17 protein-coding genes are annotated in these 22,065 nt (G+C 69.5%); 12 read left to right on the top strand and 5 right to left on the bottom strand.

Annotated features, from left to right (window positions below):
* Positions 1-94: 94 nt before the first annotated feature.
* Positions 95-1,381 (top strand): ATP-dependent Clp protease ATP-binding subunit ClpX, encoded by a 1,287-nt coding sequence (gene clpX / locus AC5P09_RS24425; RefSeq protein WP_217239967.1) that lies wholly within the window; start codon positions 95-97, stop codon positions 1,379-1,381.
* Positions 1,382-1,494: 113 nt separating this feature from the next.
* On the opposite strand, the gene AC5P09_RS24420 is transcribed toward clpX, so the two are convergent.
* A complete protein-coding gene (locus tag AC5P09_RS24420) occupies positions 1,495-2,505 on the bottom strand; it encodes a hypothetical protein (RefSeq protein WP_493875925.1) in 1,011 nt (336 codons plus the stop codon).
* A gap of 136 nt (positions 2,506-2,641) precedes the next feature.
* On the opposite strand from AC5P09_RS24420, the gene AC5P09_RS24415 reads away from it, so the two are divergent.
* From AC5P09_RS24415 to AC5P09_RS24365, 11 genes are all read left to right on the top strand, one after another.
* Complete coding sequence (locus AC5P09_RS24415) at positions 2,642-5,266, top strand: valine--tRNA ligase (protein WP_493875924.1); 2,625 nt, start codon at positions 2,642-2,644, stop codon at positions 5,264-5,266.
* 322 nt (positions 5,267-5,588) lie between these two features.
* Positions 5,589-7,043: a bifunctional tetrahydrofolate synthase/dihydrofolate synthase gene (gene folC / locus AC5P09_RS24410; protein ID WP_493875983.1), complete on the top strand. Its 1,455-nt coding sequence runs from the start codon at positions 5,589-5,591 to the stop codon at positions 7,041-7,043.
* An 8-nt stretch (positions 7,044-7,051) separates the two neighbouring features.
* Complete coding sequence (locus AC5P09_RS24405) at positions 7,052-7,408, top strand: DUF4233 domain-containing protein (protein WP_307674843.1); 357 nt, start codon at positions 7,052-7,054, stop codon at positions 7,406-7,408.
* Between the two features lie 66 nt (positions 7,409-7,474).
* Positions 7,475-7,888, top strand: coding sequence for a nucleoside-diphosphate kinase (ndk, locus tag AC5P09_RS24400; protein WP_266439546.1), 414 nt, complete (start codon positions 7,475-7,477; stop codon positions 7,886-7,888).
* A 266-nt stretch (positions 7,889-8,154) separates the two neighbouring features.
* Positions 8,155-9,174, top strand: coding sequence for a rod shape-determining protein (locus tag AC5P09_RS24395; RefSeq protein WP_004931372.1), 1,020 nt, complete (start codon positions 8,155-8,157; stop codon positions 9,172-9,174).
* Between the two features lie 157 nt (positions 9,175-9,331).
* Complete coding sequence (gene mreC, locus AC5P09_RS24390; protein ID WP_493875923.1) at positions 9,332-10,279, top strand: rod shape-determining protein MreC; 948 nt, start codon at positions 9,332-9,334, stop codon at positions 10,277-10,279.
* Positions 10,280-10,291: 12 nt separating this feature from the next.
* Positions 10,292-10,972 (top strand): rod shape-determining protein MreD, encoded by a 681-nt coding sequence (gene mreD, locus AC5P09_RS24385; RefSeq protein WP_493875922.1) that lies wholly within the window; start codon positions 10,292-10,294, stop codon positions 10,970-10,972.
* Between the two features lie 128 nt (positions 10,973-11,100).
* A complete protein-coding gene (gene mrdA / locus AC5P09_RS24380) occupies positions 11,101-13,347 on the top strand; it encodes a penicillin-binding protein 2 (RefSeq protein WP_493875921.1) in 2,247 nt (748 codons plus the stop codon).
* Complete coding sequence (gene rodA / locus AC5P09_RS24375; RefSeq protein WP_493875920.1) at positions 13,344-14,543, top strand: rod shape-determining protein RodA; 1,200 nt, start codon at positions 13,344-13,346, stop codon at positions 14,541-14,543. Before mrdA ends, rodA begins: the two co-directional genes overlap by 4 nt.
* 72 nt (positions 14,544-14,615) lie before the next feature.
* A complete protein-coding gene (locus AC5P09_RS24370; protein ID WP_493875919.1) occupies positions 14,616-16,121 on the top strand; it encodes a CYTH and CHAD domain-containing protein in 1,506 nt (501 codons plus the stop codon).
* A gap of 112 nt (positions 16,122-16,233) precedes the next feature.
* On the top strand, positions 16,234-18,198 hold the full coding sequence (locus tag AC5P09_RS24365) for a TIGR03960 family B12-binding radical SAM protein (RefSeq protein ID WP_493875918.1): 1,965 nt from the start codon (positions 16,234-16,236) through the stop codon (positions 18,196-18,198).
* 13 nt (positions 18,199-18,211) lie between these two features.
* On the opposite strand, the gene AC5P09_RS24360 is transcribed toward AC5P09_RS24365, so the two are convergent.
* The 4 genes from AC5P09_RS24360 to AC5P09_RS24345 form a co-directional block, all read right to left on the bottom strand.
* On the bottom strand, positions 18,212-18,913 hold the full coding sequence (locus tag AC5P09_RS24360) for a DUF899 domain-containing protein (RefSeq protein ID WP_493875917.1): 702 nt from the start codon (positions 18,911-18,913) through the stop codon (positions 18,212-18,214).
* Positions 18,914-19,042: 129 nt separating this feature from the next.
* On the bottom strand, positions 19,043-19,627 hold the full coding sequence (locus AC5P09_RS24355; protein WP_493875916.1) for a TerD family protein: 585 nt from the start codon (positions 19,625-19,627) through the stop codon (positions 19,043-19,045).
* Positions 19,624-21,018: a M20 family metallopeptidase gene (locus AC5P09_RS24350; RefSeq protein ID WP_493875915.1), complete on the bottom strand. Its 1,395-nt coding sequence runs from the start codon at positions 21,016-21,018 to the stop codon at positions 19,624-19,626. Before AC5P09_RS24350 ends, AC5P09_RS24355 begins: the two co-directional genes overlap by 4 nt.
* Complete coding sequence (locus AC5P09_RS24345) at positions 21,015-22,034, bottom strand: Lrp/AsnC family transcriptional regulator (RefSeq protein ID WP_493875914.1); 1,020 nt, start codon at positions 22,032-22,034, stop codon at positions 21,015-21,017. The genes AC5P09_RS24350 and AC5P09_RS24345 overlap by 4 nt, the downstream gene beginning before the upstream one ends.
* Between the last annotated feature and the right edge of the window lie 31 nt (positions 22,035-22,065).

The raw sequence follows: 22,065 nt of genomic DNA, 5'->3' as shown, positions 1-22,065 counted from the left end.
CCCGAACGAGGGGCCCGGCAAGGTACCGTCGGACATAAGGCAGCACCAGGAGCCGCTGGACCTAGGCGTCTCCCAGGCGAAGGGGAAGCACACCGTGGCACGCATCGGTGACGGCGGCGATCTGCTCAAGTGCTCGTTCTGCGGCAAGAGCCAGAAGCAGGTCAAGAAGCTCATCGCAGGGCCCGGTGTCTACATCTGCGACGAGTGCATCGATCTCTGCAACGAGATCATCGAGGAGGAGCTGGCCGAGACCAGCGAGGTCCGCTGGGAGGAGCTCCCCAAACCCCGCGAGATCTACGAGTTCCTCGAGGGGTACGTCGTCGGCCAGGAACCGGCCAAGAAAGCCCTCTCGGTCGCGGTGTACAACCACTACAAGCGGGTCCAGGCCGGTGAGAACGGCGGCGCCCAAGGCCGCGACGACGCCATCGAGTTGGCGAAGTCCAACATTCTTCTGCTGGGCCCCACGGGCTCCGGCAAGACCCTCCTCGCCCAGACCCTGGCCCGCATGCTGAACGTCCCGTTCGCCATCGCCGACGCGACAGCGCTGACGGAGGCCGGCTACGTCGGCGAGGACGTCGAGAACATCCTGCTCAAGCTGATCCAGGCGGCCGACTACGACGTCAAGAAGGCCGAGACCGGGATCATCTACATCGACGAGATCGACAAGGTCGCCCGTAAGAGCGAAAACCCGTCGATCACCCGCGATGTCAGCGGCGAGGGCGTGCAGCAGGCCCTGCTGAAGATCCTGGAGGGCACCACCGCCTCGGTCCCGCCCCAGGGCGGCCGCAAGCACCCCCACCAGGAGTTCATCCAGATCGACACGACGAACGTGCTGTTCATCGTGGGCGGCGCCTTCGCGGGCCTGGAGAAGCTCATCGAGTCCCGGGCCGGCGCCAAGGGCATCGGCTTCGGCGCGACGATCCGCTCCAAGCGCGAGCTGGAGGCCAAGGACCAGTTCGAGTCCGTCATGCCCGAGGACCTGGTCAAGTTCGGCATGATCCCCGAGTTCATCGGCCGGCTCCCGGTCATCACCTCGGTCCACAACCTCGACCGCGAGGCGCTCCTCCAGATCCTGGTCGAGCCGCGCAACGCGCTCGTCAAGCAGTACGAGCGCCTCTTCGAACTCGACGGTGTGGAGCTGGACTTCGAGCGCGAGGCCCTGGAGGCCATCGCCGACCAGGCCATCCTCCGCCAGACCGGCGCCCGCGGCCTGCGCGCCATCATGGAGGAAGTCCTCCAGGGCGTGATGTACGAGATCCCCTCCCGCAAGGACGTGGCGAGGGTCGTCATCACGGCCGACGTCGTCCACTCGAACGTGAACCCGACGCTGATCCCGCGGGACGCGCGCGGCCGGGGACCGGGCGAGCAGAAGACGGCGTAGCGACACAGACGTACGTACCCGAAGGGGCCCCGGTCAACAGACCGGGGCCCCTTCGTAGTTGAGTCCTTGGCTTCGCAGTTGAGCCTCGGCGGTTTCGCAGTTGAGCCTCAGCGTCAGGCCTTGACGCGGATCTCCCCGCGGATCTTCTTCGTCAGGTCGATCGCGACGTCCTTGGTGGTGCTCTTGGTGTTGTCACCGGGAGAGACCATGGCGATCGTGCTGTAGTCGGACCAGACGCAGAACCAGTCGGTCGACTCCTTCTTGGTGAGGCTGTTGGTGCTCTTCGCCGACTGGCACTTCATGAGCGCCCCGTCGAGGTCGGCCTCCTCGGGCTGGCCGATCAGCTCGGCGCCGCTGCCGGAGGAGCTGGCCGAGCTGTCCACGATCTGCTTCGTGATGGCGGCGAAGTACGTGTCCAGGGCCTTCTCGGGGTCGGCGATCTTGCCGTAACCGCCCACGACCGTGACGCCCTTGGCGACCAGCAGCTCGGACTGGGGCGGCAAGGTGCTCGGGTCGTTCGGGTCGTAGCCGGTGAAGTCGGCCGTCGAGTACTGCACGACGACGGCCTTGCCGTCCTTCACGCCGCTGGTCTCGAGGTACTTGGTGGTCTTCGAGTCGCTGCTCTCGCCGCCCTCGGTGACCCGCTTGTACTCGCTCGCCACGGTCGCCGGAGTGTCCAGCTTGTGCGCGCCGTCGTCCTCCAGGCCGCCCCCGCCGCCGCCGATGACGAAGTACGCCCCCACACCTATGGCGGCCACGACGGCCACCGCGCCGATGATGATGCCCGTCTTCTTCTTACCGCCCCCGGCGGCCGGCGGCTGCGGCACCCCGTACGGCGCCTGGCCGTAGGGCGGCTGCTGACCGTACGGCGCCTGCTGCTGGCCGTAGGGGGCCTGCTGGCCGTACGGCTGCTGCTGGGGCGGGACGCCCTGCGGGGGCTGCGGCGGCTGGCCGTAGCCCGGCTGGGCGGGCGGCGTCTGCTGAGGGTAGCCGTAGCCGGGCTGGGCGGGCGGAGCCTGCGGCGGCTGGCCGTAGGGACCCGGCTGGCCGTAGGGACCCTGCTGACCGTACGGTCCAGGCTGCTGGGGCTGACCGCCGTACGGGCCCGGCTGGTTGTGACTCATTTCTGGGTTCCCCTCCAGATGCTTATGTGTTCCTGACATCCTGGCGCAGTCACAGGCCACGCAAGGCAGCGGGGGCCCCACCGTTACACAAGAATCGCGTTTCGGGACTGCCCGGTGACACCCCTAAACTGAGCCCGTGACCGAGAACGCTCAGCAGCAGCCACCCGCGCCCGACACCGAACTGCCGACCCAGTACGCGCCGGCCGATGTAGAGGGGCCGCTGTACGAGCGCTGGGTGGAGCGGGGTTACTTCGAGGCGGACGCGAAGAGCGACAAGCCTCCGTACACCGTCGTCATCCCGCCGCCGAACGTCACGGGCTCGCTCCACCTGGGGCACGCCTTCGAGCACACGCTCATCGACACCCTGACCCGCCGCAAGCGGATGCAGGGCTACGAGACGCTGTGGCAGCCCGGCATGGACCACGCCGGTATCGCCACGCAGAACGTCGTCGAGCGCGAGCTGGGCAAGGAGGGCAAGTCCCGGCACGACCTGGGCCGGGAGGCCTTCGTCGAGCGCGTCTGGCAGTGGAAGGCCGAGTCCGGCGGGCAGATCAGCGGACAGATGCGGCGCCTGGGAGACGGCGTCGCCTGGTCGCGTGAGCGGTTCACCATGGACGAGGGCCTGTCCCAGGCCGTCCAGACCATCTTCAAGCGCCTCTACGACGAAGAGCTGATCTACCGCGCCGAGCGCATCATCAACTGGTGCCCGCGCTGTCTGACGGCCATCTCGGACATCGAGGTGGAGTACCAGGACGACGACGGCGAGCTCGTCTCCATGAAGTACGGCGACGGGGACGAGACGATCGTCGTCGCCACGACCCGTGCCGAGACGATGCTCGGTGACACGGCCGTCGCCGTCCACCCCGAGGACGAGCGGTACAAGCACCTGGTCGGCAAGCTCATCAGGCTGCCGCTGACCGACCGTTTCATCCCGGTCGTCGCCGACGAGCACGTCGACCCCGAGTTCGGCACGGGTGCCGTCAAGGTCACCCCGGCCCACGATCCGAACGACTTCGAGATCGGCCAGCGCCACGACCTGCCCGCCATCACGATCATGGACGAGCACGCCGTCATCACCGCCCACGGCCCCTTCCAGGGCCAGGACCGGCTGGAGGCCCGCTCGGCCATCGTCGCCGCGCTGCGCGCCGAGGGCCGGATCGTCGCCGAGAAGCGGCCGTACGTCCACTCGGTCGGCCACTGCTCGCGCTGCAAGACGACCATCGAGCCGCGGCTGTCCATGCAGTGGTGGGTCAAGGTCGGGCCGCTCGCGAAGGCCGCCGGGGACGCCGTCCGCGACGGGCGCGTCAAGATCCATCCGCAGGAGATGGAGAAGCGGTACTTCGACTGGGTCGACAACCTCCACGACTGGTGTATTTCACGCCAGTTGTGGTGGGGACACCGGATCCCGGTCTGGTACGGGCCGAACGGCGAGGTCGTCTGTGTCGGTCCCGACGACGAGGCCCCGACCGGCGAGGGCTGGCGTCAGGACACCGACGTCCTCGACACCTGGTTCTCCTCCGGCCTGTGGCCCTTCTCCACCCTCGGCTGGCCCGAACAGACGGAATCGCTCGCGAAGTTCTACCCGAACTCCGTCCTGGTCACCGGCTACGACATCCTCTTCTTCTGGGTCGCCCGGATGATGATGTTCGGCCTCTACGCGATGGACGGCACCCCGCCGTTCCACACCATCGCCCTGCACGGCATGGTCCGTGACCAGAACGGCAAGAAGATGTCGAAGTCCTTCGGGAACGTCGTCAACCCGCTGGACTGGATGGACAAGTACGGCAGCGACGCGCTCCGGTTCACCCTCGCCCGTGGCGCCAACCCCGGTGTCGACGTCCCGATCGGCGAGGACTGGGTCCAGGGCTCCCGCAACTTCGCCAACAAGATCTGGAACGCGACGCGCTTCGCGCTGATGAACGGCGCGACGGTCGAGGGTCCGCTGCCGGAGCCGTCCGAGATGTCGGCGACGGACCGCTGGATCCTGTCCCGCCTGAACAAGACGGTCGCCGAAGTCGACGCGTTCTACGAGGACTTCCAGTTCGCGAAGCTTTCCGACGCGCTGTTCCACTTCGCGTGGGACGAGGTGTTCGACTGGTACGTCGAGCTGTCGAAGACCACGTTCCAGGCGGGCGGCGAGGCGGCCGAGGTCTCCAAGCGCGTCCTCGGTGAGGTCCTGGACGTGACCCTGCGCCTGCTCCACCCGGTCGTCCCGTTCGTCACGGAGACGCTGTGGACCACGCTGACCGGTGGCGAGTCCCTCGTCATCGCCGAGTGGCCCTCGGACAGCGGCTTCCGTGACGCGGGCGCGGAGAAGGAGATCGCGACCCTCCAGTCCGTCATCACGGAGGTCCGCCGCTTCCGTGCCGACCAGGGCCTGCAGCCGGGGCAGCGCGTCCCGGCCCGCCTGTCGCTGGACGGCACGGCGCTCGCCCCGCACGAGGCGGCCATCCGCCAGCTGCTGCGGCTCCAGCCGGAGGGCGACGCCTTCACCGCCACGGCGACCCTGCCGGTCGGCGGGGCCGAGGTGGCGCTCGACCTGTCCGGCACGATCGACATCGCGGCCGAGCGGAAGCGGCTGGCCAAGGACCTCGCCGCCGCGGAGAAGGAGAAGGCCCAGGCGAACGCGAAGCTCGGCAACGAGGCGTTCCTGGCGAAGGCTCCGGACCAGGTCGTGGAGAAGATCCGGACACGGTTGGCGAAGGCGGACGCGGACATCGCCCGGATCGCCGCGCAGCTGGACCGGTTGCCGCAGGCGTAGGTGCGGGCGTAGGCGGTTCGCGTACGTCGGTGAAGGCCCCCGGAGCTGGTTGGCTCAGGGGGCCTTTCGCTTTGCGGTGGGCGCAGCGGCACCCCGTAGCGCTGCACCCGGCAGCGAGGTCTGGGGGCGCAGCCCCCAGGGCGAGGGTCACCTCTTGTCCGACCGAGTCGGGTGGTGGGTGGGCATAGGTCGGGGGTCTGGGGGCGGAGCCCCCAGGGGCAGGCACCCCCGCCGGCCCGCACCCGCCCCCCGGCCTCCGTAGACTGGCCCCGTGAGTGAGCAGCCGCAGCCCCCGCACGACAGCAGCGACTTCGACGAGATCATGGCGGCCGAGACCGAACGGGACCCGGATCTCGCGGTGATCGAGGCCGGCAGCCGTACCCTGCGCACGCAGGGCGGTTCGCCGCAGGCCGACGTGCCGACGCGCCCGGCGGACCCCGAGGTCGACAAGGCCCTGAGGGAGGTCGAGACGGAGCTCGCCACCCGCTGGGGCGAGACCAAGCTGGAGCCCTCCGTCAGCCGGATCGCCGCGCTGATGGACGTACTGGGCGAGCCGCAGCGGTCGTACCCCTCCATCCACATCACCGGCACCAACGGCAAGACCTCCACCGCCCGCATGATCGAGGCCCTCCTCGGCGCCTTCGATCTGCGCACCGGCCGGTATACGAGCCCCCACGTGCAGTCGATCACCGAGCGCATCAGCCTGGACGGCGCGCCGATCTCCGCCGAGCGGTTCGTGGAGACGTACGAGGACATCAAGCCGTACGTCGAGATGGTCGACTCCCAGCAGGAGTACCGGCTGTCGTTCTTCGAGGTGCTCACGGGGATGGCGTACGCCGCCTTCGCCGACGCTCCCGTGGACGTCGCCGTCGTCGAGGTCGGCATGGGCGGGTCCTGGGACGCCACCAACGTCATCGACGGGGACGTCGCCGTCGTCACCCCCATCGACCTCGACCACACCGACCGGCTCGGCGAGACCACCGCGGCGATCGCCACCGAGAAGGCCGGCATCGTCAAGCAGGACGCGACGGTCATCCTGGCGCAGCAGCCGGTCGATGCCGCCCAGGTGATGCTGAAGAAGGCCGTCGAGGTCGACGCGACCGTGGCCCGCGAGGGGCTCGAGTTCGGGGTGGTGGCGCGGCAGATCGCCGTCGGCGGGCAGTTGCTCACCCTGCGCGGGCTCGGCGGCGAGTACACCGAGGTGTTCCTCCCCCTGCACGGCCCCTACCAGGCGCACAACGCGGCCGTCGCCCTCGCCGCCGTCGAGGCGTTCTTCGGCGTCGGCTCGCAGCGGCCCGAGCCGCTCGACATCGACACGGTCCGCAAGGCCTTCGCGGCCGTGTCGTCCCCGGGGCGGATGGAAGTCGTACGGCGGTCCCCGACCGTCGTCCTGGACGCCGCCCACAATCCGGCCGGCGCCCGCGCCGCCGCCGAGGCGGTCGGAGAGGCCTTCGACTTCAGCCGGCTGATCGGGATCGTCGGGGCGAGCGGGGACAAGAACGTACGCGGGCTGCTGGAGGCCTTCGAGCCGATCTTCGCCGAGGTCGTCGTCACGCAGAACTCCAGCCATCGCGCGATGGACGCCGACGAACTCGCCGCGATCGCCGTCGAGGTGTTCGGCGACGAGCGGGTGCAGGTCGAGCCGCGGCTGCCGGACGCCCTGGAGGCCGCGATCACGCTGGCCGAGGAGGAGGGCGAGTTCGCGGGCGGCGGTGTGCTCGTCACAGGATCCGTCATCACCGTCGGCGAGGCCCGGCTGCTGCTGGGGAAGGGCTGATACTCGGCATGCGTACGCTCTGTGCTTCGACCCTGATCGGCGAGGTCTTCATCATCGGCTTCGCCGCGCTGGTCGCGATGAAGGACCCCGACCTGTCCATGACCACGGTGTGGACGGTCAGCGGCATCGCCATGTTCCTGTGCCTGCTGCTGTGCGGCATGGTCACCCGCCCTGGCGGCGTCGCCCTCGGCTGGGCCCTGCAGATCGCCCTGATCGCCTCCGGCGTCGTCGTGCCGACGATGTTCTTCCTGGGCGCGATCTTCGCGGCCCTGTGGTGGGCGTCCGTGCACTACGGACGGAAGATCGACGAGGCGAAGGCGAGATTCGCCGCGCAGGCGGGCTCCTCTACACCTGACGCTGCGTAACAAGGGGCCGGACACGCCCTGTAACCTCAGCATCCCGCACAATCCTTGATCCGAAGGAGCCCCGTCGTGAGCCAGCGCACCCTCGTCCTCCTCAAGCCCGACGCCGTTCGTCGTGGCCTGACCGGCGAGATCATCAGCCGTATCGAGCGCAAGGCCGGCTGGCAGATCACCGCGCTGGAGCTGCGCACCCTGGACCAGGACACGCTGGAACAGCACTACGGCGAGCACAAGGGCAAGCCCTTCTACGAGCCGCTGGTGGAGTTCATGGCGTCAGGCCCGGTCGTGGCGCTGATCGTCGAGGGCGATCGGGTGATCGAGGGCGTGCGCCAGCTGGCCGGTCCGACGGACCCGATCGCCGCGGCCCCCGGCTCCATCCGCGGTGACTACGGCGTGATCGTGCGCGAGAATCTCATCCACGCCTCCGACTCCGAGGAGTCCGCCGAGCGCGAGGTGAAGATCTTCTTCCCTGGCCGCGCGTAGCGCCCGACACGGCCGAGTGAGAGTCTGGGGGCTTTTGTCCCCGGACTTTTGGCATATGCGTGGCGATCGAGGGAACGAGTGCCCCCGAACGCCCGTCTCCAGAAGCGAACCCGCACAGCATCTGCTGACAATGGCGGAGACCCTCACGCAGTGTTCGCGAAGGCGCGTCTACGATGGAAGCCTTCACGTCACCGCACCCGCTCCGCCGACCTGAAAAGCCCTCAAAAGCTATGGGGAAGGCCAGTCGAATCCTGATGGGGAACTCAATGTCGTTCATCGGCCGTGACATGGCTGTCGACCTCGGGACCGCCAACACGCTGGTGTACGTCAGGGGTCGCGGGATCGTACTCAACGAGCCGTCCGTCGTCGCGATCAACACCAACACCGGTGGCATCCTCGCGGTCGGCGCCGAAGCGAAGAAGATGATCGGGCGCACGCCCGGCAACATCGTTGCCGTGCGTCCACTGAAGGACGGCGTGATCGCCGACTTCGAGATCACCGAGCGGATGCTGCGCTACTTCATCCTGAAGATCCACAAGCGGCGGTATCTGGCTCGTCCGCGGGTCGTCGTCTGTGTGCCCTCGGGCATCACGGGCGTCGAGCGCCGCGCCGTCATCGAGGCGTCGTCCCAGGCCGGCGCCCGTCAGGTGCACATCATCGAGGAGCCCATGGCGGCCGCCATCGGTTCCGGCCTGCCGGTCCACGAGGCCACGGGCAACATGGTGGTGGACATCGGCGGCGGCACCACGGAGGTCGCGGTCATCTCCCTCGGCGGCATCGTCACCGCCCAGTCCATCCGCGTCGCGGGCGACGAGTTGGACAACGCGATCATCCAGCACATCAAGAAGGAGTACTCGCTCCTGCTGGGTGAGCGGACGGCCGAGCAGATCAAGATCACGATCGGTTCGGCGTACGACCTCGACGCTGACGAGCACACCGAAATCCGCGGCCGGGATCTCGTCTCCGGGCTGCCCAAGACCGTCGTCATCTCGGCCGCCGAAGTGCGCAAGGCGATCGAGGAGCCCGTCAACGCCATTGTAGACGCAGTGAAGACGACCCTCGACAAGTGCCCGCCGGAGCTGTCCGGCGACATCATGGACCGCGGAATCGTTCTGACCGGTGGCGGTGCGCTGCTGCGCGGCCTGGACGAGCGGCTGCGGCGCGAGACCGGCATGCCGATCCACATCGCCGAGGACCCGCTGGACAGCGTGGCGCTCGGTTCCGGAAAGTGCGTCGAGGAGTTCGAGGCGTTGCAGCAGGTGCTGGACGCCCAGCCGCGCAGATGAAGCAACTCTTCGATTCCGCCGTACGAGATGATCTCCTCTCGTACGGCGGATCGTTGATATAGAGGCATAAGCTCGCGCATAAGTGCCGCACACAAATGCGCCCATATACGTAAACACTGCACACGAATTCCTATGAGGAAGGGCACGGCCGCCGCACGTGAGGGACACACGAGAGAGCCGGCTGCTCCTGGTGCTGCTGGTCGCCGTCGCGTTCGCGCTGATCACGGTGGACATCCGCGGCGGGGAGGACTCACCGGTCGACGGCGCCCGCCAGGCCGCGGCCACGGTCTTCGGCCCGATCGAGAACGGTGTGTCGGCCGCGGTCGACCCGGTCGGCAACGCCGTATCGGCCATCCGTGACTCCGGCGAACGGCACGACCGGCTCGCCGAGTTGGAGAAGGAGAACGCGGCCCTGGAGGCGAAGCTCGGCAGCGACGACCGCAACCGCAGCCGCCTCGCCCAGCTCGACAAGATGCTGAAGCTCTCCGGCGCCGGCCAGTACGGCATCAAGGGCGCCCAGGTCATCGCGATAGGAGCGGCCCAGGGCTTCTCCTGGACCATCACCATCGACGTCGGCGCGGGCGACGGCATCACGCGCGACATGACCGTCCTGAACGGGGACGGGCTGGTAGGGCGCGTGACGACCGTCGGCCCCAACACCGCCACCGTGCTGCTCGCCAACGACCCCGACTTCACCGTCGGCACCCGCATGGAGGCCGGCGACGAACTCGGCTTCGCCTCCGGGCAGGGCGACCGCCCGCTGCGCGTCGAACTCCTCAACGGCAAGGCCGAGGTCAAGACGGGCGACCGACTGGTCACCTTCGGCTCGCAGGCCGACAAGCCCTTCGTACCCGGAGTACCGGTCGGCGTGGTCTCCCGCGTCGACCCCTCCGCCGGCGACCTCACCCGCACCCTCTACGTCACGCCGTACGTCAGCTTCACCAAGCTCGACATCGTCGGCGTCGTCGTCCAGGCCCCCAAGAAGGACCCGCGCGACACGGTGCTGCCCGCCAAGCCCAAGCCGACCCCCACGCCGACCGTGACGGTGACCGTCACCCCGTCCGCGAACGCGCCGGTCGACGGCCAGATCCAAGAAGAGCAGTAGGAGCTGTAGCCCATGCGCGTCAACCGGATCCTGCTGTCCACCTCCCTGGTCGTCGTCGCCCTGGTCCTCCAGGTGAGCGTCCTCGCCCGCCTCCACCTGCCGGGCGCCGTCCCCGACCTGCTGCTCCTCACCGTCCTGGGCCTCGCCATGGTGTACGGCCATGTCGGCGGCGCCCTCGTCGGGTTCGGCGCCGGCCTGCTCGCCGACCTCGCCCCGCCCGCCGACCACGCGGCCGGCCGCTACGCCCTCGTGCTGTGCGTCATCGGCTACCTCGCGGGCCTGGCGAAACCGGAGAACGGCCGGCTGAAATCGGCCACCGGCCCCATGGCCGTCGTGGTCGCCGCCGCCGTCGGCACCACCCTGCTGTACGCCGGTGTCGGCGCCCTCGTCGGCGACACCGCCGCCCGCCATGTGGGCCTCGGCAGCCTGCTGTTCACGGCCGCGCTGTACGACCTGCTGCTCGCCCCGTTCGTCGTCCCCGGCATCATGGCGCTGGCCCGGCGCGCGGAGAACGACCCCCTCGCGGACACCAACTCCGCCGCCAAGGCCGCCGACATCTCCTCCGGCTGGCTCTCCTCGGGCACCGGCCTGCGGATCGGGGGACAGCGGGGCGGCCTCGGCGGGCTGAAGGTGAAGGCAGCCCGGGCCCGCACGGCGCGGGCCGGCCGCATCAAGGGGGTCAAGCGGCTGTGAACCCATACGAGTTCACCCGAACGGGGTCGTTCCGGCGGAACGTGGCCTCACAGGCCCGTCGTTCATCATTCGTACGCGCACACACGTCCGCACACACGTCCGCACACTGAGAGGGGGAGGCAGCCGCAGTGACCAACATCCCCGAGACCGGCCGGACCCCACGGGTCCAGATCCGGCTCGTCGTCATCCAGATCCTCGTCCTCTCCCTGCTCGGCACCCTCGGCGGGCGCCTGTGGTACCTCCAGATCCGCGAGGGCGACGAGTACGCCAAGGAGGCGTCCGGCAACCACGTCCAGCAGGTCGTCGAGCCCGCCGTACGCGGCTCGATCCTGGACGCGCGCGGAGTGCCCCTGGCGGACAACGAGACCCGGCTGGTGGTCTCCGCCTCCCGCACCGACCTGCTGAAGATGAAAGACGACGGCAAGGCCGTCCTCACCAAGCTGGCCGCCGTGCTGGGCATGACGCCCCAGGAGGTCATGGAGAAGGTCCGGCTGTGCGACTCCAAGACGCCGCAGCCCTGCTGGAACGGCTCGCCGTACCAGCCGATCCCCATCACCGACGAGGCCACCGCCAAGCAGGCCCTGCAGATCCGCGAGCGCGCCGAGGACTTCCCCGGCATCACCGCCGAGCCCGAGGCCGTGCGCCGCTACGCCGCCCCCGGCCAGGCCAACACCGCCCAGGTCCTCGGCTACCTCTCGCCCGTCACCGACGACGAGATCACCAAGGCCCAGGACAGCGACTCGCCCTACCTGCGCTCCGACCAGGTCGGCCGAAGCGGCCTGGAGCGCGAGTACGACAAGGAGCTGCGCGGCAAGGCCGGCGTCACCCGCTACGAGGTCGACAACCTCGGCCGCGTCATCGGCGAGGCCGAGGCCGCCCCCGCCCAGCCCGGCTCCTCCCTCGTCACCAGCATCGACGCCCGCGTTCAGCGCGTCGCGGAGTACGAGCTGAACGACGCCATGAAGGAGGCCCGCAAGACGTACGACAAGAACACCGGCGAGAACTACAAGGCGGACTCCGGCGCCGTCGTGGTGATGGAGGCCAAGACCGGCCGCGTGGTCGCCATGGCGTCCAACCCGACGTACGACCCGAACGCCTGGGTCGGCGGCATCTCCGCCAAGGACTACGCCCAGCTCACCGGCAAGAAGTCCAACTACCCGCTGCTGAACCGCGCGATCCAGGGGCAGTCCGCTCCCGGCTCCGTCTTCAAGGTCATCCCGACTGCCGCCGCGGTCAACGCGGGCTACTCCTTCGACGGCCCCTACCAGTGCTCCAGCTCGTACTCGATCGGTGGCCAGGTCTTCAAGAACTTCGAGTCCAAGGGATACGGCCCGATCAGCCTCGGCCGCGCCCTGGAGGTCTCCTGCGACACCGTCTTCTACCGCCTCTCGCACCAGGAGTGGCAGAAGGACGGCGGCAACAAGCCCAAGAAGAACCCCGGCGACTGGTTCTACAAGACCGCCCACCAGTTCGGCCTCGGCAAGGAGACCGGCATCGACCTCCCGAACGAGGTCACCGGCCGCATCCCCGACCGCCAGTGGAAGCAGAGCTACTGGAAGGCCAACAAGGACGCCTGGTGCAAGTACGGCAAGAAGGGCGGCACGTACGCCGAGCAGATCGCGTACGAGAACTGCCTGGAGGGCAACAGGCTGCGCGCCGGTGACTCCGTCAACTACTCGATCGGCCAGGGCGACACACTCGTCACCCCGATCCAGATGGCGACGATCTACGGGGCGATCGCCAACGGCGGCACCCTCTACGACCCGACCGTCGGCAAGGCGATCATCAGCCCCGACGGCAAGACCGTCCAGGAGATCGAGCCGAAGGCGCACGGCAAGCTGCCGATGACGCAGAAGACCCTCAGCGAGATAGACGGTGCCCTCGAAGGAGTCGCGACCCGCGGTACCGCCGCCTGGCGGTTCGGCGGCTGGCCGCAGGACAAGATCCCGATGCACGCCAAGACGGGTACGGCCGAGGTCTACGGCAAGCAGACCACCTCGTGGTTCACCACGTACACCAAGGACTACACCGTCGTCATGACCATCTCCCAGGGTGGTACGGGCTCCGGCGCCTCGGGCCCCGCCGTGCGCAAGATCTACAACGCGCTGTACGGCGTCTCGGAGGACGGCACGATCAACCCCAAGAACGCGCTGTTGCCCACCCCGCAGAAGAGCCTGCCGAAGATCAAGGCGGACGGTTCGATCACCTCCCCGAAGATCTCCAAGGACCCGGCCAAGGACCAGCAGATCAGCCAGAAGGGCACGGAGGAGCCGGACGTACAGCAGCTGGCGGCCACGGTGGCGACAGCCGGCACGGGCAACCGGAACGCGCGTCGGCGACGGCGGGCCAGAGGAAGCCGGAGGATGCTCGCATGACCGGAGTGAACAGCTTCCAGGTCTCCGGCTACGGGCCCGAACGCGCGGGCTGGACCCGCCTGTTCGCCCGCGACTCGCTGGCCCGCCGGCTGGACTGGCCGATACTGCTGGCGGCCCTGGCCCTCTCGGGCATCGGCGCGATCCTCGTCTTCTCGGCGACCCGCAACCGCACCGAGATCAACCAGGGCGACCCGTACTACTTCCTGCTCCGGCACATCCTGAACACCGGCATCGGGTTCGCCCTGATGATCGGCACGGTCTGGCTCGGCCACCGCACTCTGCGCACGGCCGTGCCGCTCCTGTACGGCCTCTCGGTGTTCCTGATCCTGATGGTGCTCACCCCGCTCGGCTCGACGGTCAACGGCGCGCACTCCTGGATCGTGCTCGGCGGCGGCTTCTCGCTCCAGCCCTCCGAGTTCGTGAAGATCACGATCATCCTGGGCATGGCGATGCTGCTCGCGGCCCGCGTGGACGCGGGCGACAAGGCGTACCCCGACCACCGGACCGTGCTCCAGGCCCTCGGCCTGGCCGCCGTACCGATGCTCGTCGTGATGTTGATGCCCGACCTCGGGTCGGTCATGGTCATGGTCATCATCGTGCTGGGCGTGCTGCTCGCCTCCGGCGCGTCGAACCGGTGGGTGTTCGGGCTGCTGGGTGCGGGAGCGGCCGGCGCGATCGCCGGCTGGCAGCTGCACATCCTGGACGACTACCAGATCGCCCGCTTCGCCGCCTTCGCCAACCCCAGCCTCGACCCGGCCGGCGTCGGCTACAACACCAACCAGGCCCGCATCGCGATCGGTTCGGGCGGTCTGACCGGCTCGGGCCTCTTCCAAGGCTCGCAGACCACGGGCCAGTTCGTGCCGGAGCAGCAGACCGACTTCGTGTTCACGGTCGCGGGGGAGGAGCTGGGCTTCCTCGGCGGCGGCCTGATCATCGTCCTGCTGGGTGTGGTGCTGTGGCGCGCCTGCCGCATCGCCCGCGAGACGACCGAGCTGTACGGCACGATCGTCGCCGCCGGCATCGTGGCCTGGTTCGCCTTTCAGGCCTTCGAGAACATCGGCATGACCCTCGGCATCATGCCGGTCACGGGCCTGCCGCTGCCGTTCGTGTCGTACGGCGGTTCATCGATGTTCTCGGTGTGGGTGGCGGTGGGGCTGCTGCAGTCGATCCGGGTGCAACGGCCCATGTCGGCATAGACGGCAGGTGGCCCCTGTGTGGACGGCAGGTGCCCTCTGTCCTACCCGCCGCACTGCGACTAGATTCAGGTCATGGCGGAGACGAAACGCGAGATCGAGCGCAAGTACGAATCCGATGACAGCGGACTGCCCGATCTGACCGGCGTCGCCGGGGTCGAGACCGTCCTCGACAAGGGCGTCGCGGAACTGGACGCCACCTACTACGACACCGCCGACGAACGCCTCGCCGCCTCCTCGATCACTCTCCGCCGCCGCACCGGCGGCTCCGACGCGGGCTGGCACCTGAAGGTGCCCGTCGCCCAGGGCGTGCGCGACGAGATCCGGGCCCCGCTCTCCGACACCCTCCCCGACGAGCTCGCCGGGCTGGTCCGCTCCCGGGTCCGGGACACCGAACTGCTGCCCGTGGTCCGGCTGCGCTCGGCCCGGGACGTCCGCGAACTCCTCGACACCGAGGGGCGACTGCTCGCCGAGGTCAGCGTGGACGCCGTCCACGCCGAGCGGCTGACCGGGGGCGCCGGCGTCGCCCAGTGGACCGAGATCGAGGTGGAGCTCGCCGACGGCGGCGACCCGGACTTCCTCGACAAGGTGGAGAAGCGGCTGCGCAAGGCGGGCGTACGGCCGTCCGGCTCCTCCTCGAAGCTGGCTCGGGCCCTCGCCGAGACGACCCCAGGGAGGAAGCGCCGGGCCAGGTCCCCCAAGGACCCCGTGACCGCCGGTGACCATGTACTGGCGTACGTCCGCGCCCAGCGAGACGCGATCGTCGAGCTCGACCCGGCCGTACGCCAGGACGTCGAGGACTCGGTGCACAGCATGCGGGTCGCCACCCGCCGGATGCGCAGCACCTTCAAGTCGTACGCCAAGGTCCTCGACCGGACCGTCACCGACCCGATCGGCGAGGAACTGAAGTGGCTGGCCGGTGAGCTGGGTGTGGACCGCGACCACGAGGTGCTCACCGAACGGCTGACGGCGGCCCTCGACGACGTGCCCGGCACGCTGGTCTCGGGCCCGGTCGCCGAGCGGCTGGGCCTGTGGGCGAGCGTCGAGCAGGGCGGGGCGCGCGGCCGGCTGATCGGCGTCCTGGACTCCGCCCGGTACCTCGCCCTGCTCGACACCCTGGACGCGCTGATCGCCGCCCCGCCGCTGCTGAAGGCGGCCGGGAAACAGCCGGGCAAGGTGATCGCCAAGGCCGTGAAGAAGGACTTCGGCAAGGTCACCGGGCTCGTCGGACAGGCGCTGGAGCTGTCGCCGGGGCCCGACCGGGACCTCGCCGTGCACGAGGCCCGCAAGAAGACCAAGCGCACCCGCTACTCGGCGGAGGCGGCCAAGCCGGCCCTCGGCGAGCCGGCCAAGGCTCTGGTCAAGTCCATGAAGTCCCTGCAGAGCCTGCTCGGGGAGCACCAGGACAGCGTGATGGCCCGGCAGACCCTGCGCGAGCTGTCCGCCGTCGCGCACGCGGCCGGCGAGAGCGCCTTCACGTACGGGCTGCTCTACGGGCGCGAGGAGCGGCGGGCGGCGACCGTGGAGGCCGGGCTGCCCGCGTTCTGGGCGGGGATCAAGGACGGGGCGGCGGACCTCTGAGTTTCCGGGCGTGCGAGGGGTGGTCGCGATCGCGTTAGGCTAGATGGTCACCCCTGTCAGTTCAGCTGTCAGTTCAGCTGTCAGTTCAGCCAAGCTCACGAAGGTTCGCGACATGCCTGCCGAAGTCGCTGCGTCGGTCTTCCCGCAGCTCGAAGCTCTGCTCCCGCATGTGCAGAAGCCGATCCAGTACGTCGGCGGGGAGCTCAACTCCACTGTCAAGCCGTGGGAGTCGACGGACGTCCGCTGGGCGCTGATGTACCCGGACGCGTACGAGGTCGGTCTGCCCAACCAGGGCGTCATGATCCTCTACGAGGTGCTGAACGAGCAGGAGGGCGTCCTCGCCGAGCGCACCTACAGCGTGTGGCCGGACCTCGAGGCGCTGATGCGGGAGCACGACGTCCCGCAGTTCACGGTGGACAGTCACCGCCCGGTCCGCGCCTTCGACGTGTTCGGGCTGAGCTTCTCCACGGAGCTGGGCTACACGAACATGCTGACGGCGCTGGATCTGGCCGGGATCCCCCTGGAATCCAGGGACCGCACGATCGACGACCCGATCGTGCTGGCCGGCGGCCACGCCGCCTTCAACCCCGAGCCGATCGCCGACTTCATCGACGCGGCGATCATCGGCGACGGCGAGCAGGCCGTGCTGGACATGACCCGGATCATCCGGGAGTGGAAGGCGCAGGGGCAGCCGGGCGGCCGCGAGGAGGTCCTCTTCCGCCTCGCGAAGACGGGCTCGGTGTACATCCCGGCCTTCTACGACGTCGAGTACCTCGCGGACGGCCGTATCGCCCGTGTCGTACCGAACAAGTCCGGTGTCCCGTGGCGCGTCTCCAAGCACACGGTGATGGACCTGGACGAGTGGCCGTACCCCAAGCAGCCCCTGGTCCCGCTCGCCGAGACGGTCCACGAGCGCATGTCGGTGGAGATCTTCCGCGGCTGCACGCGCGGCTGCCGTTTCTGCCAGGCGGGCATGATCACGCGCCCGGTGCGCGAGCGGTCGATCACCGGCATCGGCGACATGGTCGAGAAGGGCCTGAAGGCGACGGGCTTCGAGGAGGTCGGCCTGCTGTCCCTGTCCTCGGCTGACCACTCGGAGATCGGCGACATCGCGAAGGGCCTGGCGGACCGCTACGAGGAGGACAAGATCGGCCTGTCCCTCCCGTCGACCCGCGTGGACGCGTTCAACGTCGACCTGGCGAACGAGCTGACGCGCAACGGCCGCCGGTCCGGCCTGACCTTCGCCCCCGAGGGCGGCTCCGAGCGCATGCGCAAGGTCATCAACAAGATGGTCTCGGAGGAGGACCTGATCCGCACGGTCGCCACCGCCTACGGCAACGGCTGGCGCCAGGTGAAGCTGTACTTCATGTGCGGCCTGCCGACGGAGACCGACGAGGACGTCCTCCAGATCGCCGACATGGCGATGAGCGTGATCCAGAAGGGCCGCGAGGTCTCCGGCCAGAACGACATCCGCTGCACGGTGTCGATCGGTGGCTTCGTCCCCAAGCCCCACACCCCGTTCCAGTGGGCCCCGCAGCTGTCGGCGGAGGAGACGGACGCCCGTCTCGGAAAGCTCCGCGACAAGATCCGCGGCGACAAGAAGTACGGCCGCTCGATCGGCTTCCGCTACCACGACGGCAAGCCCGGCATCGTGGAAGGCCTCCTGTCGAGGGGCGACCGCCGCATCGGAGCGGTCATCCGCGCGGTCTACGAGGACGGCGGCCGCTTCGACGGCTGGCGCGAGCACTTCTCCTACGACCGCTGGATGCGGTGTGCGGAGAAGGCTCTCGTCCCCTTCGGCGTGGACGTCGACTGGTACACCACCCGCGAGCGCACCTACGAGGAGGTCCTCCCCTGGGACCACCTCGACTCCGGCCTCGACAAGGACTGGCTCTGGGAGGACTGGCAGGACTCACTCGACGAGACCGAGGTCGAGGACTGCCGGTGGACGCCGTGCTTCGACTGCGGGGTGTGTCCGCAGATGGACACGCAGATTCAGATCGGCCCCACGGGCAAGAAGCTGCTGCCCCTGACGGTCAAGAACGCCGCGCCGGCGCCCACCGGGCACTCGCACTGAGGGCGAGCGAAGTTCAGCCGTTGCCGGAGCCCGAGCCCGGGCCGTAGAGCGCGGCGATGTCCTTGGACGTCGTCCACCGGCTGTAGGTGGGCGACTGGGGCCAGCCCTCGGGCGAGTCCTGCCATTCCTCCTGGCGGCCGTACGGCAGGAGATCGATCAGCGGGAAGGTGTGGCTGAGCTGCTCGGTACCCCGGCCGTTCGTGTGCCAGGTGCGGTAGACGGTGTCGCCGTCGCGCAGGAACACGTTGACCGCGAATCCTCCGTCGGGCGGTGCGCCGACGTCGGCCCCGAACGAGCTTTTCGCGGTCGAGTACCACGTCATCCGGTTGCCGACCCGCTGCTTGTAGGCGAGTGCCTCGTCGATCGGGCCCTGGGTGACGATGACGAATCGCGCGTCGTAGTTGTCCAGGAACTCGAGGCGGGTGTAGTGCGAGGTGAACCCCGTGCAGCCCGGGCACTGCCATTCCTTGCCGGCGAACCACATGTGGTTGTAGACGATCAGTTGCCTCTTGCCTTCGAAGACGTCCGCCAGCCGAACGGGGCCGTCCTCGCCCTCGAGGGTGTAGTCGGGCATCTCGACCATCGGCAGGCGACGACGCTCGGCGGCGATGGCGTCGAGCTCCCGCGTCGCGGCCTTCTCCCGGGCACGCAGGGCTTCGAGCCGGCGCTCCCAGGTTGCGGTGTCGACGACGGGTGGTAGTGCGTGGGTGGTCATGGTCCCTCACAGACTCGTGCGCAGCGTTCGCTTGTGCAGGGACAGACCCCACCCGGCTCCGGAACTCATCGGTCGGCAGCCGGCGGTTGCCGCCGGTGTCGTGCACCGGCGGCGGCCGGCGGTCGGGTGTTACTGGTTGGCGGCGAAGCGCATCAGGGCGAGTTGGTCGCCTTGTTTGATCTTTCCCGTGGTGTTGATCACCTGGAGCTTCCAGGTGGTGCCGGACCGTACGGCCTTGGCGACGGCGCAGCCGTTGTCCTGGGTGAGCATGCTGGGCCAGATGTCGGCGACCTGCTGGGTGGTGCCGCCGGTGGCGTCGTAGACCTTGAAGCTGATGTTGCGGGCCTTCTGGAAGGAGCTGCCCTTCTTGTAGGCGGCGGCGACGAAGACGATCGAGGTGATGTGGGGCGGGAGCTTCGCGAACTCGACCGTGACGGTCTCGTCGTCGCCGTCTCCGTGGCCGGTCTGGTTGTCGCCGCTGTGCAGCAGGGAGCCGTTGCCGATGGGGTCGAGGGAGTCGATGCCCGCCAGGCGGACCGGGTCCCCGTCGTGCATGGCGATGGCGATGAGGTCGAGGTCGGTGCCGGTCTTCCGGCGGAGTTTGCCCAGCACTCCGCCGCTGGCGCCGGCGGTGGGGTCCCAGGACACCCCGATGGACAGATGGGTCACCCCGTCGAGATCCGCGGGGCCGTCTTCCTTCGTGAGCGTAATCATGCGCTCATACTGCCTGGGCTTTCGCCGAGGTCCCAGAACAGGCCCGCCATGACGGCCAGAGACTCTCGGGCCACCGAGCCCAGCAGGTGTTCGTCGGGGGCGTGTTGGGCGCAGGAGGGGTGGGAGTGGGGGACCCAGACGGTGGGGAGGCCCAGGATGTCGGCGAAGGCGTCGTTGGGGAGGGTGCCGCCGAGGTTGGGGAGGACGGCCGGGGTCTTGCCGGTGGTGCGGTGGAGTGAGGTTGTGGCCCAGCGCACCCAGGGGGAGTCGGGGCTGAGGCGGGTGGCGGGGACCGCCTGGAGGAGTTCGACCTCGACGAAGGGGAGGGCATGAGAGTCGAGGTGGGTGCGGACCGTCTCGGCCAGCTTCTGCCAGTCCGTGCCGACGACGAAACGGAGCTGGACGTCCGCGTGGGCCGTGCCCGGGATGGCGCCGACCGGCTTGGCGGGGTCTCCCGCGGACAGGGCGAGGACTTCGAGGGTGTTCCAGGCGAAGACACGCTCGGCTGGGGTGAGGCCCGGCTCGCCCCAGTCCGCGTCGACCGCGGGGTCGTCCTCGCCGCCGCCGACCGTGAGGTCCGCGAGGGCCGCCTTGACGGGCTCGGGGATCGCGGGTGGTCGTAGGCCTTCGACGAGGATGCGGCCCCGGGCGTCGACCATGGTGGCCAGGGCGGCGGCCAGCACGGTGGCCGGGTTGCGCAGGGCGCCGCCCCAGTTGCCCGAGTGGTGGGCGCCGTCGCGCAGCGGCACGCTCAGGCGGAGGTTGGCGGCGCCGCGGGAGCCGAGGAACAGGGTCGGGCGGTGGGCGGCGAGGCGGGGGCCGTCGGAGGCGATCAGGACGTCGGCGGCGAGGTCGTCCTTGAAGCGGCGGCAGAACTCGTGCAGGCCGGGGGAGCCGGACTCCTCGCCCGTCTCTATCAGCAGCTTGAGGTTGAAGCCCAGGGTGCCGCCTCGCACGGCCATGACCTGTTCCAGCGCGGCCAGGTTGACCGTGTGCTGGCCCTTGTTGTCGGCGGTGCCGCGGCCGTAGAGCCGGTCGCCCTCGACGACGAGGTGCCAGGGGGACAGGCCCGTACGCCAGTGGCCGTCCTGGCCGGGGACGACGTCGGCGTGGCCGTAGACCAGGACGGTCGGCAGGTCGCCGGACTCGTGGCGGTGGGCGAGGAGGAAGGGGCCCGCGGTCGGTACCGGGTTGTCGATGATGCGGGTGGTCGCGCCCAGGCGGCGTGCGGCCGGGGCGAGTTCGTCGGCGAGGTACGCGCGCAGCTTCGTGGTGTCGGCGGGTGGCCGGCTCTCCGTCGGGTACGCGACCCTGCGGCTCAGGTCGGCGAGGAAGGCCCCGGAGTCGAAGTAGGCGGTCGCCCGGTCGATGGCGGTGTCCCGTGTCGTCATGCTGCTCCGTTCTCGGGCTTGTCGTGCGCGGCCAGGCGGCCGTCCTCGCGGTCCAGCCAGTGCCGCCGCAGGGCGTCCAGTACGACGGAGACGTCGAAGGACGTCACCCCGGGCAGGTCGGCCAGGTCCCGGGTGAGGAACTCGGTGAGGCCGTCCTCGTCGCGGAAGACGCCGTGGTGGACGACGCAGGAGGTGCCCGCGGTGGTGGACACGTACCGGGCCGAGGGGTGCCGGGCGAGCGCGAGGGCCACGTCCCGCATCGCGCTCGGCGACACCGTCAGGGGGATCACGACCTCCAGGGCGTAGCCGAGCAGCCCCGGTTCGATCTCCACCCGGGGGCGGACCAGGCCGCGCTGGAGCAGGGACTGGGTGGTGCGGTAGGCGGTGGACTGTCCGATGCCGAGCTCTCTGGACACCTGGGCGGCGGTCATCCGGCCGTCGGCGGCGAGCAGGCGCAGCGTGCGCAGTTCGTCGTCGGTGAGGGTGCCGTGGCGGCTCGGGCTGCTCACGGCCTCGTCCTGTGCCGCGTGTTCCGTGAGCCGTCGTAGCTGGTCCGGGTCCAGGCGGGGCAGGCGCCAGGAGTCGGACTTGGTGGCGGAGGAGAGGATCAGTTCGGAGCGGGCCGCGCGCACGCCGGGGGTGGCCGGGATGGTCCGGGTCAGCAGGTCGCGGGTGCGGTCGCGCCGGGACGGCTGGACGGTGCAGTAGACGTCCGCCTGTCCGGCGGTGACCGCGACGTGGCTCGCCTCGGGCAGGTCGGCGAGCCGGCGGGCGACCTCCGCGGCCCGCCCGGGTTCGGCCGTCACCCAGACGTGCCAGGGGTTGCCCTCGCCGGACACCGACCAGGCCTGCTGGCCGATCACCCGCAGCAGCCGGTCGGACTCCAGCCGGGTCAGCCGGCGTCCCGCGGTGCTCGCCGAGACGCCCAGCACCTCCGCCAGCAGGCTCAGCGGGGCCCGCGGGGCGTACTGGAGCGCGGCGACCAGGTCGAGATCGTCGTCGTCCAGAGTGTCCATGTCGTACATCCATCCATAGAACGAATCCGTC

This window comes from Streptomyces sp. a15 (genome assembly GCF_059026085.1).
This window is presented reverse-complemented; position numbering and strand designations above follow the sequence as displayed.